13 protein-coding genes are annotated in these 15,936 nt (G+C 71.3%); 8 read left to right on the top strand and 5 right to left on the bottom strand.

Annotated features, from left to right (window positions below):
- The 3 genes from GUY60_RS20160 to GUY60_RS20150 form a co-directional block, all read left to right on the top strand.
- Positions 1-1,204 (top strand): NADH:flavin oxidoreductase (locus tag GUY60_RS20160; protein WP_161699817.1); only part of this gene is annotated, 1,204 nt, incomplete at its 5' end.
- Positions 1,205-1,242: 38 nt separating this feature from the next.
- Positions 1,243-1,824: a sugar O-acetyltransferase gene (locus GUY60_RS20155; RefSeq protein WP_161699815.1), complete on the top strand. Its 582-nt coding sequence runs from the start codon at positions 1,243-1,245 to the stop codon at positions 1,822-1,824.
- Between the two features lie 11 nt (positions 1,825-1,835).
- The gene (locus GUY60_RS20150) at positions 1,836-2,384 is read left to right on the top strand and encodes a TetR/AcrR family transcriptional regulator (protein WP_161699813.1); all 549 of its coding nucleotides are present in this window, start codon (positions 1,836-1,838) and stop codon (positions 2,382-2,384) included.
- Positions 2,385-2,478: 94 nt separating this feature from the next.
- On the opposite strand, the gene GUY60_RS20145 is transcribed toward GUY60_RS20150, so the two are convergent.
- Together GUY60_RS20145 and GUY60_RS20140 are read right to left on the bottom strand one after the other, a co-directional pair.
- Positions 2,479-3,564, bottom strand: coding sequence for an LmeA family phospholipid-binding protein (locus tag GUY60_RS20145; RefSeq protein ID WP_312866360.1), 1,086 nt, complete (start codon positions 3,562-3,564; stop codon positions 2,479-2,481).
- 90 nt (positions 3,565-3,654) lie between these two features.
- Positions 3,655-6,135 carry a polysaccharide lyase 8 family protein gene (locus GUY60_RS20140; protein WP_161699811.1) on the bottom strand — a complete coding sequence of 827 codons (2,481 nt, stop codon included), beginning with the start codon at positions 6,133-6,135 and terminating at the stop codon, positions 3,655-3,657.
- A 386-nt stretch (positions 6,136-6,521) separates the two neighbouring features.
- On the opposite strand from GUY60_RS20140, the gene GUY60_RS20135 reads away from it, so the two are divergent.
- Positions 6,522-8,714 (top strand): right-handed parallel beta-helix repeat-containing protein, encoded by a 2,193-nt coding sequence (locus tag GUY60_RS20135; RefSeq protein ID WP_312866359.1) that lies wholly within the window; start codon positions 6,522-6,524, stop codon positions 8,712-8,714.
- 179 nt (positions 8,715-8,893) lie between these two features.
- On the top strand, positions 8,894-9,601 hold the full coding sequence (locus tag GUY60_RS20130) for a carbon-nitrogen hydrolase family protein (RefSeq protein WP_161699807.1): 708 nt from the start codon (positions 8,894-8,896) through the stop codon (positions 9,599-9,601).
- Between the two features lie 154 nt (positions 9,602-9,755).
- Here GUY60_RS20130 and GUY60_RS20125 read toward each other — a convergent pair whose 3' ends face one another.
- A complete protein-coding gene (locus GUY60_RS20125) occupies positions 9,756-10,880 on the bottom strand; it encodes a sugar ABC transporter substrate-binding protein (RefSeq protein ID WP_246235311.1) in 1,125 nt (374 codons plus the stop codon).
- A 185-nt stretch (positions 10,881-11,065) separates the two neighbouring features.
- On the opposite strand from GUY60_RS20125, the gene GUY60_RS20120 reads away from it, so the two are divergent.
- The 3 genes from GUY60_RS20120 (at position 11,066) to GUY60_RS20110 (ending at position 13,465) form a co-directional block, all read left to right on the top strand.
- Positions 11,066-11,914: a hypothetical protein gene (locus tag GUY60_RS20120; protein WP_246235309.1), complete on the top strand. Its 849-nt coding sequence runs from the start codon at positions 11,066-11,068 to the stop codon at positions 11,912-11,914.
- A 70-nt stretch (positions 11,915-11,984) separates the two neighbouring features.
- Positions 11,985-12,257 carry a hypothetical protein gene (locus GUY60_RS20115; RefSeq protein ID WP_161699819.1) on the top strand — a complete coding sequence of 91 codons (273 nt, stop codon included), beginning with the start codon at positions 11,985-11,987 and terminating at the stop codon, positions 12,255-12,257.
- Positions 12,258-12,424: 167 nt separating this feature from the next.
- Positions 12,425-13,465, top strand: coding sequence for an NAD(P)-dependent alcohol dehydrogenase (locus tag GUY60_RS20110; RefSeq protein ID WP_161699805.1), 1,041 nt, complete (start codon positions 12,425-12,427; stop codon positions 13,463-13,465).
- 55 nt (positions 13,466-13,520) lie between these two features.
- On the opposite strand, the gene GUY60_RS20105 is transcribed toward GUY60_RS20110, so the two are convergent.
- Together GUY60_RS20105 and GUY60_RS20100 are read right to left on the bottom strand one after the other, a co-directional pair.
- The gene (locus GUY60_RS20105) at positions 13,521-14,198 is read right to left on the bottom strand and encodes an SMI1/KNR4 family protein (RefSeq protein ID WP_161699803.1); all 678 of its coding nucleotides are present in this window, start codon (positions 14,196-14,198) and stop codon (positions 13,521-13,523) included.
- Positions 14,199-14,388: 190 nt separating this feature from the next.
- Positions 14,389-15,753: an FAD-dependent oxidoreductase gene (locus GUY60_RS20100; RefSeq protein ID WP_161699801.1), complete on the bottom strand. Its 1,365-nt coding sequence runs from the start codon at positions 15,751-15,753 to the stop codon at positions 14,389-14,391.
- Between the last annotated feature and the right edge of the window lie 183 nt (positions 15,754-15,936).

Below are 15,936 nucleotides of genomic sequence, written 5' to 3'. Positions count from 1 at the left end.
CGCCCGCCTCGGCCCTCTCGCCCTGCGCAACCGGATCATCAAGGCCGCGACCTTCGAGGGCGCCACCCCCGACGCGCTGGTCACGGACCGGCTCGTCGAGTACCACCGGCGACCCGCCGCGGGCGGTGTCGGGATGACCACCGTCGCGTATCTGGCGGTCGCCCCCGAAGGGCGCACCGAGCGGCGGCAGATCTGGATGCGGCCCGAGGCGGTACCCGGCCTTCGGTGCCTGACCGACGCCGTGCACGCCGAGGGGGCCGCGGTCTCGGCCCAGATCGGGCACGCCGGGCCGGTCGCCGACGCCCGCTCCAACCGGCGGCCCGCGCTGGGACCGGCACGGATGCTCAACCCGCTCAGCATGCGGACCACACGGGCCGCGACCGAGGCCGACATCGCGCGGATCACCCGCGCGCACGCCGACGCGGCGCGGATCGCCGTCGAGTCGGGCTTCGACGCCGTGGAGATCCACCTCGGGCACAACTACTTCGCCAGCGCCTTCCTGAGCCCCAGACTCAACAAGCGCACGGACCGGTACGGCGGCTCGCTCGCCGCACGTGCCGAGGTCGCCCGTGGTGTGGCGCGTGCGGTGCGGGCCGAGGTGGGGGACCGGATCGCGGTCCTCGCGAAGCTCAGCATGGAGGACGGCGTACCCGGCGGGATCTGGCTGGACGAGAGCATCCAGGTCGCCCGGTGGCTCCAGGAGGACGGCTCGCTCGACGCCCTTGAGCTGACCGCGGGCAGCTCGCTGCTCAACCCGATGTACCTGTTCCGCGGGGACGCGCCCGTGTCCGACTTCGCCGCCGTGTTCCCCCAACCGGTGCGCGCGGCCGTGCGGTTGCTCGGCGGACGGTTCCTGCGCACCTACCCGTACCAGGAGGCGTTCCTGCTCGACTCGGCCCGCCAGTTCCGTGCCGAACTCGACCTGCCGCTGATCCTGCTCGGCGGCATCACCGGCCGGGACGCCATGGACCGGGCGATGGCCGAGGGCTTCGAGTTCGTGGCGATGGGCCGGGCGCTGCTGCGCGAACCCGACCTGATCCGGCGCATCGCGAAGGACCGGACGACCGAGTCCCTGTGCATCCACTGCAACCGCTGCATGCCGACGATCTACTCGGGCACCCGCTGCGTCCTGGTGGAACCGGAACCGGAACCGGAACCGCCACCGGAGCCGGAGCCGGGATCGCCGCAGCCGCGGAAACGGTGAGTGTACGGTCGTACGCTCCAGGGTGTACGGTCGTACGCATGCCGACGGATCACTGTGCCGACGACCCCCGCACCCAGCTGGAGCGGATGCTCGCGGGCGACCTCTACATCGCGGACGACCCCGAGATCGCCCGCCGACAGCAGCACGCCATGCGGCTCGCGGCGCGCTACGGGACCGAGTTCCTCGACGACCCGGACAAGGCCAGGCCGGTCCTCGACGACCTGCTCGACGAGGTGGGCGAGGGAGTGGAGGTCCGGCCGCCGCTGTACGTCGACTACGGCAGCAACATCAGCATCGGCGCCCACACGTTCGTCAACTACCACCTGACCGCCCTCGACGTCGCCCGCATCACCATCGGCGAGGACTGCCTGCTCGGACCGAACGTCCAACTCCTCACCCCCACCCACCCGTTGGAGCCGGGCCCGCGCCGCGACAAGCTGGAGGCCGCGCTTCCCATCACCCTCGGGGACAACGTCTGGCTGGGCGGCGGCGTCATCGTCTGCCCCGGCGTGACCATCGGCGACAACAGCGTCATCGGTGCCGGCTCGGTCGTCACCAAGGACATCCCCGCCGACGTCGTCGCCGTCGGCAACCCCGCACGACCCGTACGCGAGCTGTAGGGCGGACCGCCATGGCCACCGGACACACCGACCCGCAGCGGCGCGCACGCATCCTCGCCGCCACCCTCGACCACATCGCCGACGAGGGCGTCGCCGGTGTCTCGCACCGCAGGATCGCCACCCGCGCCGGGGTGCCGCTCGGCTCGATGACGTACCACTTCGGCGGGATCGACGAGCTGCTCCGCGAGGCCTTCACCGGCTTCGCCGACCACATCGTGGCCGTCTTCGAGCAGCACCTCGATGGCGTGGCGGGGCCCGACGAGGCCCGTACGGCGGTGACGGACCTCGTACACACCCTGTCCGAAGGGCCGCGCCGCGATCTGGTCCTCACCCAGGAGCTGTACACCCTGGCCGCCCGCCGCCCCGAGTACCGGCAGCTCACCCAGGCCTGGATGCGGCGCAGCCGCGAACTCCTCGAACGGCACTTCGACCCGGACACGGCCCGCCAACTCGACGCCCTCATCGAGGGGTTGACCCTGCACCGCGCCCTGGAACCCGACCCCCACCACCGTGCGCTGACCCGCCAGGCGATCCTGCGCATCACCACACCCGCCCCCTGACGGCGGACACAGAACGGCCCGTGGGGCGCGGCCCTGACACCGCGCCCCACGGGCCTCAACCGTTCCGCCGGACCTCTACCGGACCTCTGGAGAGCTAGCCGACCGCGACCTCCTTGCCCGACAGCTCCGCGAGTACGCCGTCCTTCGTCACCCTGAGATCGCGCAGCCGCAGGTCGACCGGCATGTCGTCGGGCAGCCGGGCGGAGAACTCCATCGCCTCGGCGACCTTCGGCTCCTGGACCTTGCGCAGGCCCTCGATCAGCGACGGGTCGATGCCCGTGGGCTCAAGGAGTGCCGGGTGCTCGACCAGCGCGTCCAGGGCCCGGCCCTTCAGGAGCTGGTCGGGGCGGGTCCGCTGCCCCGTCGCCCGCTGCAGCTCCCGCTCGTCCACCTTGCCGGCCGTGGGCGCCGCGAGCTGCAGGCCGCCGCCCTTGCCGGGCGTGTAGGTGAGCAGTCCCGGCACTTCGAGGCGCGCCCCGGCCACGGTCATCTTCACGCCACGCTCGCCCACGCGGTGCATCTCGGCCCGCGCCCGGATGTTCACCCGCTTGTCGCCCACCGGCATCTCGCCCCGCGCGATGACCGTGTTCGCGGCCCGGCCGGGTGCCAACTTCACCTGGGAGGCGCCGACTTCACGGTTCAGGTCGTCGAAGGCGAGGAACACATCGCCGCGTACCCGGCCGAGCACCGCGCCCTTGACCGAGCTTGGCAGGCTGCCGACGAGCCGGATGTCGTCGACGCCGACGTCGACCTGCGCGACGGACACCGGCCCGGCGGGCACGTCCGGCACGTTCACCTCGACGCGGTCGAGGTCGCCCGCGACGACCTGCGCGAGGAACGGGAAGCTGTCGATGTGCACCTCGGGCGCGGCCCGCAGCTTCAGCGCCTTCTGGACCTCCTGCGCGGCCAGGTTCTCGGCGTACAGCACGGCCCAGCGGTCACCGAGCGCGAGGAACGCAAGCACGACGGCCAGGGCGCCCACGGTCTTCACCGTCCGGCGCACGATGCGCCGCCCACGGGACTTCCGCCCCGCGGGCGCGCCGGCGTCCCGCTCGGCCTCAGATGCCGGGCCGGTTCCCGTACGGGCCGAACTCCCGCCCGTACGGGCCGAGTTGTCGTCGGAGGTACGCGCCCCCGGAAGGTGGGCCGTGGAGTCTTCGGGCTGTTCGTTCGCAATCACCGGATCATGCGATCACAGCGCGCCCTTCCCGTTCAAACTCATGGTCGATCGCCGCCCCTGAGGCCCCTGGGCGACGCCGTGCGGTGTGGGTCACCTCAGCAGCGCTCGATGACTGTGCCCCCGCGACCCTCCGACGTCCACCGTGACCCGTGGGCGCCGCCCCACCACCACGGCCACCGAGGCGTCCGCGCTCTCCACCGACCGTACGGGGAAGGGGAGTTCGAGCGTGACCCGGTCCGCCGTACGGCCGGGATCGGCGACGGCCAGGGAGATGCCGGCGTCCCCGCGCCGGACGAGCACCGATGCCGGGCCGTCGCAGGTGAGGCCCGCCACGCCGCCCGCCTGCCAGAAGTGCGCCGCCGTCAGCCCGTCCCTGCGAGCCTCGACGGCCTGTACGGAAGGGGAGTTGGCGACGATCCGGACGGGCGAGGCGTCGGCCCAGCTCTCCGTGGCCGCGGGGGTGGCGTGCGGGAGCAAGGCGTAGGCGTAGCCGGCGTCCGAGGGGGAGGTGCCGTGGTCGAGGCGGAGAGTGAGGTAGCGGCGGGTGACGGGCGTGGGGCTGCCGCCCGTGTCCGCCCCGGTGTTGATGGCCCGCCAGGTCCCGGTGCGCTCCTCGCGCAGCGCGTGCAGCGCGGCGCCACCGGCGCCACCGGCGGAACCGGCGGAAGGGGGGAAGACGTAGCCGCCGACGCCTGCGACATGGGCCCACCGGGCGCCGTCGAAGGTCGACGACCAGCCCTGTGACGAGGGTTGCTCGGTGCCGTCGATCAGGAGGGTGGGGGCGCCCGATGTGCCGAGGTTGCGGTTCTCGACGATCGTCTCGACGGTGCGGCCGTCCTCGGCGGAGATGCCCGCGCCGAGTGCGAGCACGGCGTTGTCCAGGAAGAACCACGCTTTGTGCGCCCGCAGGGTGCTGCCGGCCGCGAGCAGTCGCATCGCGGCCACCCCGAACCGGCCGTCGACGCTCGCACCGCCCGCCACCGTGTTGGAGGGCCGGTACAGGCTCGTGCCGCCGCCGGTGCCCGCATCCGCGCGGGGCCGGGTGTCGACGGTGACGCCCGGCAGGCGGTACGGGTCGACGGTCGGCCAGAAGCCGTCACCGAACTGCCCCAGATCGTCGTCGAGATACAGGTAGGTCATCCCGTCGCCGGTGTACCAGCCGTGCAGATTCTCGCCGTTGCCCGCCTCGTACCCGGCGATCCGCCGCGACGACAGCGACAGCGCGAACGCCCACCGCGGCCTGCGGTGCACCACGCGGTCCATGTCGGCGAGGACGACATGCCCGGTCATCCGGTGGGCGGGGCGGACTCCGTCGTCCGCGAGCAGCTCCTTCGCCCGCGCCACCTGCGGGACCGATGCGACGGCCAGATACGGATGGCTGTCGTTGCGCTCGATCCAGCCCTTCACCGTCGCGCGCCACCTCTCCGCGTATGCCGCCGGGGCGCCCGCGGCGAGCAGCAGGACGCTGGAAATCACCTCGGCACCCGCCGTGCTGTCCACGGAACGCTCACGGGACACCGCACGCCCGCGGACGGAGTCCATCATCAGGCCGTCGAAGACCAGCGGGGCGAACGAGCGCTCCACCGCCTCGCGGACGACGGACACCTTCGGGTCGGTCACCGCCCACGGCGAGTCGGCGAGCAGGGTGAGCAGCAGAGCGGCACCGGCGAGCAGCACACTGCCGTACGAACCCGTGTACGCGACCGCGTCGTGCTGCACGAACGAGCCGTCCTCGTAGAACCCGTCCCCTGAACTGACATATTTCAGCAGGCTGTTGCGGCCCGCGTCGCGGGTGTCGGAGAGCCCGTCGCGGGCCAGCGCGACCTTGGCGGTGTCCTGGCCGAGCAGCCCGCGCAGGGCGACGATCACGCACTTGTCGGCCCGGTTCGCCCCCGTCTCGGAGAGCGTGGGGGAGTTGGTGCGCCGGTCCGGGTCCGGCACGAACCGGTCGACCGTCGCCAGGTAGTCGGCCAGGTCAGCGGCCGGCAGGACCTCGCGCAACAGCACGCAGGTGTCGAGCAGTGCGCGCGGTGCGCCGATCTCCCAGAACCACCAGTTGCCGCTCTCCGTGGCCGACGCGTGGTAGGCGCGGTCGTGCAGGAACCGGAGCGCCGAGACGAGTGCGCCCAATACATCGGCAGAACCGGCGAGTTGGGCCCCGATGGTGGCCCATGCCGTGGCCAGGGTGCGCAGCCGGGTGTAGCTCTGACCGAAGTTGCCGGGCGCGGTGACGGGAGAGAGGTCGGCCCAGAGCGCGGTGCGCTCGGCGGACCGGTCGAGGCTCGACCACAGCTCACCGGCGGCCGCGTCAAGGCGGCCGAGCGCCGCGGCGAGATCGGTATCGGTGGGGTCGAAGTCCCCGCCCGTGAGCAGGAGTTCGGCGCGGGCGAGAAGCGTGGCGTAGTCGTCCTCGCCCGCACCGCCCGCCTCACCTGCCTCGTCGGCGTCGGCGTCGGCTGCGGCGTGGGCGGAGGCAGAGGTCCCGCCGAGAGCCGTCGCCGCGCCCGCCCCCGCCAGCAGGGTGAGTGCGGTCCGGCGGCCGAGCGTGGAAGAGGTGGTCGACGGATGCATCCTCAACTCCCTTGAAACCGGCAGACGTAGGAGGTCTGTGGGTGGGTGGGGTGAGGGAAGCTTGGGAGCAACTGCCGTCACTCCGCAAGAGGTTGGTCGGTACTGGCTCTTTCCTCCGACCTATTGACGTAATAGAAACCGCTTACTAACTTGCGGGCCGCACCCACCCTGCGCGACCGCGTCCCGAAGCCCCCGGACCGGACATCGACGGCCATCCCGACCGACCGGAAGGCGGCAGCCGCATGAGACGCCACCCGCAGCGCACTGGATCCGGATCCACCGGAACGCCCCCGCGCACCGGAGTCCCACCGCGCACCGGAACGCCCCCACGTACCCGAACCCGCCTGCGTGCCAGAGCCGCCACCGTCCCCCTCGCCGTAGGAGCCGTGCTCACCGCGGTCCTCACCGCAGTCCTCACCGCCCCGACCCCGACTGCAGCGGCACAGGCCGGGTCCGCGTCGGCCGGGTCCGGGGCCCGCGCCCTCTACGCCGCACCGGACGGCGGAGGCGGCGACTGCACCGACACCCGGCCGTGCTCCCTCGAACAGGTACGGGACGAGGCCCGCACGGAGAGCGGGGACGTCGAGATCAGGCTCAAGGACGGCACGTACGCCATGAACCGTCCGCTGAAGCTCGGCGCGCAGGACTCGGGGCACGAGGCCCGCACTGTGACCTGGACGGCGGCACCCGGCGCCCGCCCCGTGCTCTCCGGCGGGCGGGCCCTGACCGGCTGGTCGGCAGGAGCGAACGGCACCTGGACGGCGAAGGTGCCCGACGGCGTCACCCCGCGTCAGCTTTTCGTCGACGGTGAACGGGCCGTCCGCGCGCGGGGCGCGGCCTGTGCGGCAAGCGTCTGTGACGCCACGGCGAGCGGGATGACCGGCGCGCGGGCGACCGGGGTCGCCGACTGGCGGCGGCCCACCGCGGCCGAGGCGGTGATCCGCGTCCGCTGGCGGAACTACCACTGCCGGATCAGCGCGGTCAGCGGCGACACCCTCGCGTTCGCCCGGCCGTGCTGGACCAACTCCTCCAGCGGCACGGACCGCACCGGCCCCGCGTGGGACAGCACGACCGTCGACTCGGCCCGTTACAGTGGTGTCGCGTTCTTCGAGAACGCGCCCGAACTCCTCGACAAACAAGGGGAGTTCGTCTGGGACCCGCAGGAGCGCACCGTCACCTATCTGCCGCGCAAGGGCGAGGACCTGCGCACCGCCCAGGTGGTCACCCCGCACACCGAGCAACTGCTGGTCATGGACGGCGTGCACGACGTGACGCTCCGCGGCATCGGTTTCGCCCACGCCGCCTACCGTCAGCCCGACACCGACGAGGGGTACGCGGGCACCCAGGCGGGCCTCACCCTCACCAGCGAGACCGGCCCCGTCGACCACGCGGGCCGCTACTACACCAAGCCGTCGGCAGCCCTCACGGTCCGGGGCGGTCGTCAAGTCACCGTCGACCGGGCACAGTTCACGCAGTCGGGCGGCGCGGGCGCGGTCCTGGAGGCGGGCACGAAGGACTCGACGGTCACCCGGTCCTCGTTCACCGACCTGTCCTCCGGCGCGCTGTACGTCGGCGACACGGAACCCATACCGGACAGCGAACTCGTGGGGGAGCGCAACACGGTGTCGTACAACACGATCCGGCACACCGGGGTGGAGTACACCGACGCCGTGGGCATCTGGGCGGGCTACGAACGGGAGTTGACGGTCGACCACAACACCCTGGACCGGCTGCCCTACTCCGGGATCTCCGTCGGCTGGGGCTGGAACCAGCCCGAGGCCCAGAAGTCGGTGCTGCGCGACAACCGCGTCACCGGCAACCGCATCACGAGCGTCATGGAGGTCGCCCACGAGCAGCACGACGGCGGTGCGATCTACACCCAGGGCGACCAGCCCGGCACGGTGATCTCCGGCAACTACATCAACCGTTCCGCGTACGGCAACACCGAGCGCGACGGCAACGGCATCTACCTCGACGAGCAGTCCTCGCACATCCGCGTCGAGCGGAACGTCATCACGCGCATCGGCTACAAGTGGGTGTCCAACTGGGCGGGTTACGGCATCGAGAACACCGCACGCGGCAACTGGTCCGACACCGCGGCCCCCGCCCTCAGCGGCCGCGGCTCGGTGATGGAGGACAACCTCACCGGGCTCGACCGGCTGCCGGACGCGGCCGTCGAGGTGGCCCGTAGCGCCGGCGCCGAGAGCGGGCCGGTCGAGCAGCTCGAAGCCGACCTCGCCCGCACCGGCACCGCCACCCAGTCCTCCACGGACGGCACTGCCACGGCCGCCCGCGCCATCGACGGCGACACCACCACCGACACCCGCACCCTCGCCGAACCGGGCGCCTGGTGGGACCTCGACCTGGGTGCCGCACGCGAGGTCCGCTCTGTCGAGATCTGGAACGACTCCGCGATGACCACGGCCGACTTCGACGTGATCACCGACTCCGGCACGGTCCACGTCGAGGGCAAGGCACTGCGCCCCACACTCCTCACCCTCGACACCAGCACGCGCCACGTCAGGATCCGGATCACGGGCGAGGGGCGGGTCGGGCTCTCGCAGGTGTTGGTGCACTAGGGGACTGAGGCGGTTGATCCCGCACTCGACAGCGTGGCGTTCGCGGTAGTCGGTCTTGTCGAACTTCGGCGGTCGACCACCACGCGAGCTGAGCCTCCGGACATGGGCTATATCAATCATGGGTCATGGCAGGCACCCGCTGTGAGCTGGAAGCTTGTGGGGTGGCAGGATGGAACTCCATGAAGATTGCAGCAGGTCAGTTCACCTGTGTTCCGGTTGATGTGGCCGCCAACGTCCGGCAGATGACAGTCCTCGCAGGCCAGGCTCGCGCTCAGGGTGCAGAGCTCGTGGTGTTTCCCGAGCTGGCCTTGACCGGGTACGAGCTCGATGCCGTACTCGCTGATCCTGGTCTCTGGGCGACGGCGGAAGATCCGCGCCTGGACCTGGTCCGGATGAGCGGCATTGCCACCGTCGTCAATTGCGTAGCAGCCACCGACGGGCCACGGCCTGCGATTGAGACGCTGGTCTTCGGGGCCGACGGCGAGCTGCTCACGAGCTACCGGAAGCAGCACCTGTTCGAGCATGAGCAGGCGGCCTTCGTGGCCGGGCAGCACGATGGGCGATTCGAGTTCGGAGGTGTGCGCTTCGCGCTCGCCACCTGCTACGACAACCACTTTCCCGACCTGACCGCGCGTGGGTCCGCTGATGAGTGTCAGGTGCACCTGGCCAGCTCGCTGTACGGCACTGGCGGTGGAGTTGATGAGCTCGCGGCGATCTATCCGGGCATCGCCAAAGACTTGAACATGTACGTCGTGATGGCCAACCATGTCGGACCGGCAGGGCCGTGGACCGGCTGCGGCCGTTCCTCCGTCTGGGCTCCGGGCGGCGCCCCTGTCGCGGAGGCCGACGCACAGACGGCCATGCTCGTCATGGCCGACGTCGGGTGAGCCTCGTTCGGCTCACGCACGGAACCAGATGGTGACTGCGGCGGCGGTGACGGTGCCTCGCGCTCTGCTTGGATGAGTCAGGGGATCTGGCCGGCGAGGCACTCGTCCTCACCGGCTTGCCGGCCGATCAGCAGCGGGTCCTGGGGCGGGAACACTAGGTGAGCCCCGCCTCGGCGCAAGCCGTCGCGTACCGCGCCGTGCAGATCTCCGACACCTTGAAGATCCCGTCCTTGACCACGGTGCTCTTGACGTTGTCACGGGTCAGCGGCTCGACCACCACGCGGTGCGCCCGGATTTCCTTGTCGGTCGGGCTGTCCACATGGTCGGCCGTCATCGCCTCGAACTCGATGTTGCGCCCCTGCGAGACCCGTACCGCCATCTCGGCTACGGTAGCGGCCTCTTGTGTATATGGCTTGTACACACTCATGTACTGATCACCCGTCAGGATCCGTCGTACGGCAGCGAGTTCCGCGTCCTGTCCGGTCACCGGTGGCAGCGGGGACACCCCGGCCTCCTTCAGGGCCTGGATGATGCCGCCCGCCATCCCGTCGTTCGCGGAGTACACCGCGTCGATGTTCTTGGCGCCGAGATCGGAGATCGCCCGCTCCATGGACGCCTTCGCCGTCGACGGCTTCCAGCCCGCGGTGTCGTACGACTTGGCGATGGTCACGTTGACCGAGAGCCTGCTGCGCGCACCCTTCTCGTACTCGGCGCTGTTCGGGTCGGTCGGCGAGCCGTTGATCATGACGACCTTGCTCTTCCTGCTCGCCTTCTCCCCGAGCGCGTCCACGAGCGCCTTGCCCTGCACCTCGCCCACCAGCGTGTTGTCGAAGCCGATGTACGCGTCGATCGGCCCCTCGGCCAACCGGTCGTACGCGATGACGTGGACGCCCGCGTCCTTCGCCGCCCGTACGGCGCCGGCGATGGCGTGCGCGTCGACCGCGTCCACGATGATCGTGTCCACCTTGTCGGCGATCATCGACAGCATCTGCCGGTTCTGCAGGGTCGCGTCCTCGTCGGCGTTCTCGTATACCAACTCGCCCTTGCCGTCGGTCAGTTCGGCCACCTGCTCCTTGATGATGGGGTGGTCGAACTTCTCGTAGCGGGCCGTCTCCCGCTCGGGCAGCAGCAGCCCGATCGTCACGTCGTTGCCCTTGCGGGGCGGCGGGCTTGTGGCGCTGTCTGCCGTCCCGGACAGCATCCCGCCGCAGCCCGAGACCGTGACCAGCAGGACGGATGCGACGCAAGGTGCGGCCACGCATCGCATACGCGAGTTCATCCGGTTGCCTCCCTGATGTGGCCGCGACGATGCGGCCGGATTGCATCGCAGCAAACTCGGTCGCCTCGGCCGAGTCAAGAGGTGAAGCCACACCGCAACAGAACCGGGTTCGACCGTTCGCCAAGTGAAGGCCTGGACCTTTTGGAGTCGCCCCTCGGTGTCAGGGCTCGCATAAGGTGCCCGGCATGCCGCAATCACCCGTCGACCCTCCCGCGGACCCTCCCGCGCCCGACCTCGTCGAAGACCTGTTGGAGGACTACCTGGACGCGGTGTGGCAGTCGGGGCGGGACGGATCGGGCACCCTGCTCCCGGAGCTCCCGCTCGCCCTGCGCGCGGGCGGAACGGACGACCTGACCCGCCGGGCCCTCGCCCGACTGCGGAACATCCCGCGCACGTCGAAGGACGAGCACTGCCGCCAAGTCGGCGAGCTGCTCCGGGAGTTGTGGACCAGCCGCAGCCCGTGGAACGCGGCCGCGCTCCGGCTGCTCGACGATCCGTACACCTTCGTCGCCACCGGCCCGCGTCGGCACGACGACTGGGCGCACGACGTACTCGCCGTACTGGACCGCTCTACCGCCGACCCGCGCGGCCTGCTCCGCATCGACTCGGACCGTACGAACCCCGTCCGCGCGGAACTGCCCACGTACCCCTTCGACCGGTGGACCGCCGGGCAGATCCACGAGCGGCTGCACCCTTTGACGCCGGCGGCGGCCGTCGAAGCGGTGACTGTCATGGCGGAGGAATGGCAGTCGGAGCCGGTCCCCGTCCGCTCCCGTCCGGACCGGGACGCCCTCCTCGACTACGCCCGCACCCTGCTCGACCGGTACGGGCCCGCCGCGCGCTTCTGGACCAACGCGACCGTGGCGGCCACCGGCCAGGACCCGCACTTCCTCGACGCGGGCCTCGCGGGCACCCCCTGCCACCGCTTCCTCACGAACGCCTCCGTGGGCGGCTTCGACTTCTACGAGGAGCTCGGCGTCATCGCGGTCTCCACCGACGAGGTGGGCGTCTTCTGGTCGATCGGGGCGTACTGAGATCCCGCCCCGGCTCGCGGACGGCCGATTGTCAGTGGCGGCTGCGAACCTGTGGGACATGGACAGCGACATGAACAGGGACGAGGAACTGCTGCGCGGCCGGGTCTACGGCCAGGACCACGACGACCCCCGGCAGGGACCCCAACCGGGGCGTACGTACGCCGAGCTGGTCGGCGGCCCGCTGGACGGACTGCTGCTCGACATCACCGGCTGGACACAGGACGCGCTCGACGCCGGTGCCGCCCTGGAGACGGAGCTCGGCAGATTCGGCGGCGGACGCGCGCTGTACGGGCCACGCTCCGGCGAGCCCGCGCGCTGGGACTGGACGGGCGACAGCCCCTGACCCGCGCCCGGCCGGGGGCGCTCACTGGTACGGCGGTACGGAAGGGCGGGCCGAAGGGGGTACGTATCACCGCCGGTGCCGCGGCCCGTCGCGGCCCGTCGCGCCCTGGCAGCCGACTCCCGCACCGCGCGCGCCGCCCACGCCCCCCCCGATGGAAGGAACGTCTCATGAAGGCACTGCAGTACCGCGCCGTTGGCGCTGCGCCCGAGGTCGTCACGGTCGCCGATCCGGAACCCGGCCCCGGACAGGTGCTGCTGAAGGTCACCGCTGCCGGGGTGTGCCACTCCGACATCGCCGTCATGAGCTGGCCCGCCGATGAGCTTCCCTTCGCGCTGCCGCTGACCCTCGGGCACGAAGGGGTCGGCACCGTCGCCGCCCTCGGTGACGGCGTCACCGACTTCGAGGCCGGAGACTCCGTCGCGGTCTACGGGCCGTGGGGCTGCGGGAGTTGCTTCACCTGCGCGCAGGGCAAGGAGAACTACTGTCTGCGCGCGGCGGAGCTCGGCATCCGGCCGCCCGGACTCGGCGCTCCAGGTGCCATCGCCGAGTACATGATCGTGGACAGCCCGCGCCACCTCGTCCCCCTCGGCGACCTCGACCCCGTACAGGCCGTGCCCCTGACGGACGCCGGACTCACCCCGTACCACGCGATCAAGCGGTCGCTGCCCAAGCTGGTGCCCGGTAGCACGACCGTGGTGATCGGCACGGGCGGGCTCGGGCACGTCGCCATTCAGCTGCTGCGCGCCATGACCGCGACGCGCGTCGTAGCCCTGGACGTCACCGAGGAGAAGCTCCAACTGGCCCGCGCGGTCGGCGCGCACGAGGCGGTGCTGTCCGACGCGGCGGCCGCGTCGGCGGTCCGCGACCTGACGAACGGCCGCGGGGCCGAGGTCGTCCTCGACTTCGTCGGCGCCCAGCCGACCGTGACGTCCGCGGGGGCGATGGCCGCGGTCGAGGGCGACATCACCATCGTCGGCCTCGGCGGCGGCGCCCTGCCCGTCGGCTTCGGCGCCCTGCCGTACGAGGTGTCGGTGTGCTCGCCCTACTGGGGCAGCCGGTCCGAGCTGATCGAGGTGCTCGACCTGGCCCGCGCAGGAGCGGTCGAGGTGCACGTCGAGAAGTACGCGCTCGACGAGTCGCCGCGGGCGTACGAACGGCTCCACGAGGGGGCGATCCAGGGGCGGGCGGTGATCCTTCCGCACGACTGAACGCGCGGGCGGCGGGCGGGGCCGGACGGGCGGTCCTCCTCAGTCCGTGCCCGTCTCAGTCCGTGTCCGGCGCCGGCCCGGATCCCGTCGTCGGCCCGGTTCCCGTTGTCGGGGCGGGAGTCAGGGGCGTGCGGCCGAGGGCGGTCGTCCCTTCGAGGTCCCAGTGGAGTTCGCCGCCGTCGGTGAGATACGGGACGGAGCGGCCCAACTTGCCGCCGTGCTCCAGGACTTCGGCGACATCGTGCAGGTAGGAGCCGAGCGACGACCAGTCCGCGTCCTGGATCCCGGCGTCGTCGTGGAACACCGTCCCCACCCAGCCCTGGGTCGCGCCGTCCCGCGCGTCGATGACCTGCGCGTCGCCGTCGCTCTCCGCCCACGGAATCCACTGGGCGTGCCAGTCGGGGGCCTCGTCGTCGCCCGCGTGCTCCCGCGCCGCCATGAACGTGAGCAGCTCCATGCGGCCGCGCCAACGGGCGACGATCTGCTCGACGGTGAGCGGCGGCTTCCCGGGCAGCGGGCCGACGGTGCCGGTCGCACCGGTCAGGCCGTTGTGGCAGGCGAGCGACTCGAGCAGGTCGGGCGGGAAGCGCAGGCCCATCTCCTGCTCGGCCCAGGCGACTTGATCGGGGTCGGCGGGCGGGGCGAGCCGCGCGTACGACTCCGGCGCGTGGGTCCGCAGCCAGGCGTCGATCCGGTTCCACGAGGCGCGCACGGAAGGTGTGGTGTGGGGCATGGGGGCAGTATGGCCGCCATGTCCGTACCGGGGTCCGCGTTTCGCGGGGTGGGTTCCCGCCCGAGCCGTAGCGACCGTCCGGGCCGTACGCGACCGCCCGAGCCATAAACGCGCCCGAGCCGTACGCGGCCGCCCGGGGGCGGGGATGCGTACGGCTCGGGTGAGCGGGAGAGGGAGCCGGAGCCGGAGGCTAGGCGCCGCTGGCGTCCAGCATGCCCTCGCGCTCGACGATCTTGACGCGCTCGCGGCCCTCGGGCTCGCCGAGTGCCTTCTCGGCGGCGTCGAGCCGGTACCAGCCGTCCCACGTGGTGTAGCGGATCTCGCGCTCGGCGAGGTACGCGTCGACGGCATCCGGGTCGGGAGCCATCGGCGTGTGCAGCCGGCCCGCGGCGTGGTCCGCCAGGAGGCTGGCCACCGTCTCGTTGGCGTCACCCTTGGTGTGACCGATGAGGCCCACGGGGCCGCGCCGGATCCAGCCGGTCACGTACGTGGACTGCAGGTGCTCGCCGCCCTCCTCGATGACCCGGCCGGCCTCGTCCGGCACGGTGCCGGAGGCGATGTCCCAGGGCAGCTTGGGCAGTTCGTCGGAGAGGTAGCCGACGGCGCGGTAGATCGCTGTGGTGTCCCAGTCCGTGAAGGCGCCGGTGCCCTTGACGTTGCCCGTGCCGTCGAGCTCGGTGCGCTCCGTACGCAGACCCGTGACGCGGCCGTCCTCGCCGAGCACCTCGGTGGGCGACTCGAAGAAGTGCAGGAACAGCTTGTGCGGCCGGTCGCCGACGTCGCGGATCGCCCAGTTCTCCAGGGTCTTGGCGACCATGTCGGCCTGCTTGTTGCCGCGCCGGGTCTCGATGGAGCCGTCGTCGTAGTCGATGTCCTCGGGGTTCACGATGACCTCGATGGACGGCGAGTGGTCGAGCTCCCGCAGCTCCATCGGGCTGAACTTCGCCTGGGCCGGGCCGCGGCGGCCGAAGACGTGGATCTCCTTGGCGCGATTGGCCTTGAGCCCGTCGTGGACGTTCGCCGGTATCTCCGTCGGCAGCAGCTCCTCGGCGGTCTTCGCCAGGATGCGCGCGACATCGAGGGCGACGTTGCCGACGCCGAGGACGGCGACCTTCTCCGCTTCGAGCGGCCAGGTGCGCGGCACGTCGGGGTGGCCGTCGTACCAGGAGACGAAGTCGGCCGCGCCGTACGAACCCTCGAGGTCGATGCCCGGGATGTCCAGGGCACGGTCGGCGGTGGCGCCCGTGGAGAAGATGACCGCGTCGTAGAACGAACGCAGCTCGTCGAGGTCGATGTCCCGCGGGTAGTCGACATTGCCGAAGAGTCGGATCTGCGGCTTGTCGAGCACCTGGTGGAGGGCGTTGACGATGCCCTTGATGCGGGGGTGGTCGGGGGCGACGCCGTATCGGATCAGACCGAAGGGGGCCGGCATGCGCTCGAACAGGTCGATGGACACCCCCGGATCGGCAGCCGCCGCTGACTTCAACAGGGCGTCGGCGGCGTAGATGCCGGCAGGGCCGGCTCCGACAATGGCTACCCGCAGAGGGCGCGGCATGTTCAGGTTCCCTTCGGGGACGGTGTGGTTCTCAGGGGCAAGCCTAAAGTAAGGCAAGCCTAAGTCGGTAGGCGGGTCGGGCTTATGAGGTCATAAGGCAGAGTTATGGGTTGCCATAGCCCCGCTTTGGGAGTGTACGGGCGTCGAACCCCACTTCCCGAACCCCTGCCGGTACCCCACCCC

Origin of the sequence: Streptomyces boluensis (genome assembly GCF_009908195.1) — a bacterium.
GTDB lineage: Bacteria > Actinomycetota > Actinomycetes > Streptomycetales > Streptomycetaceae > Streptomyces > Streptomyces boluensis.
The sequence above is the reverse complement of the archived record's forward strand: the minus strand, read 5'-3'. Positions and strand labels throughout refer to the sequence as shown.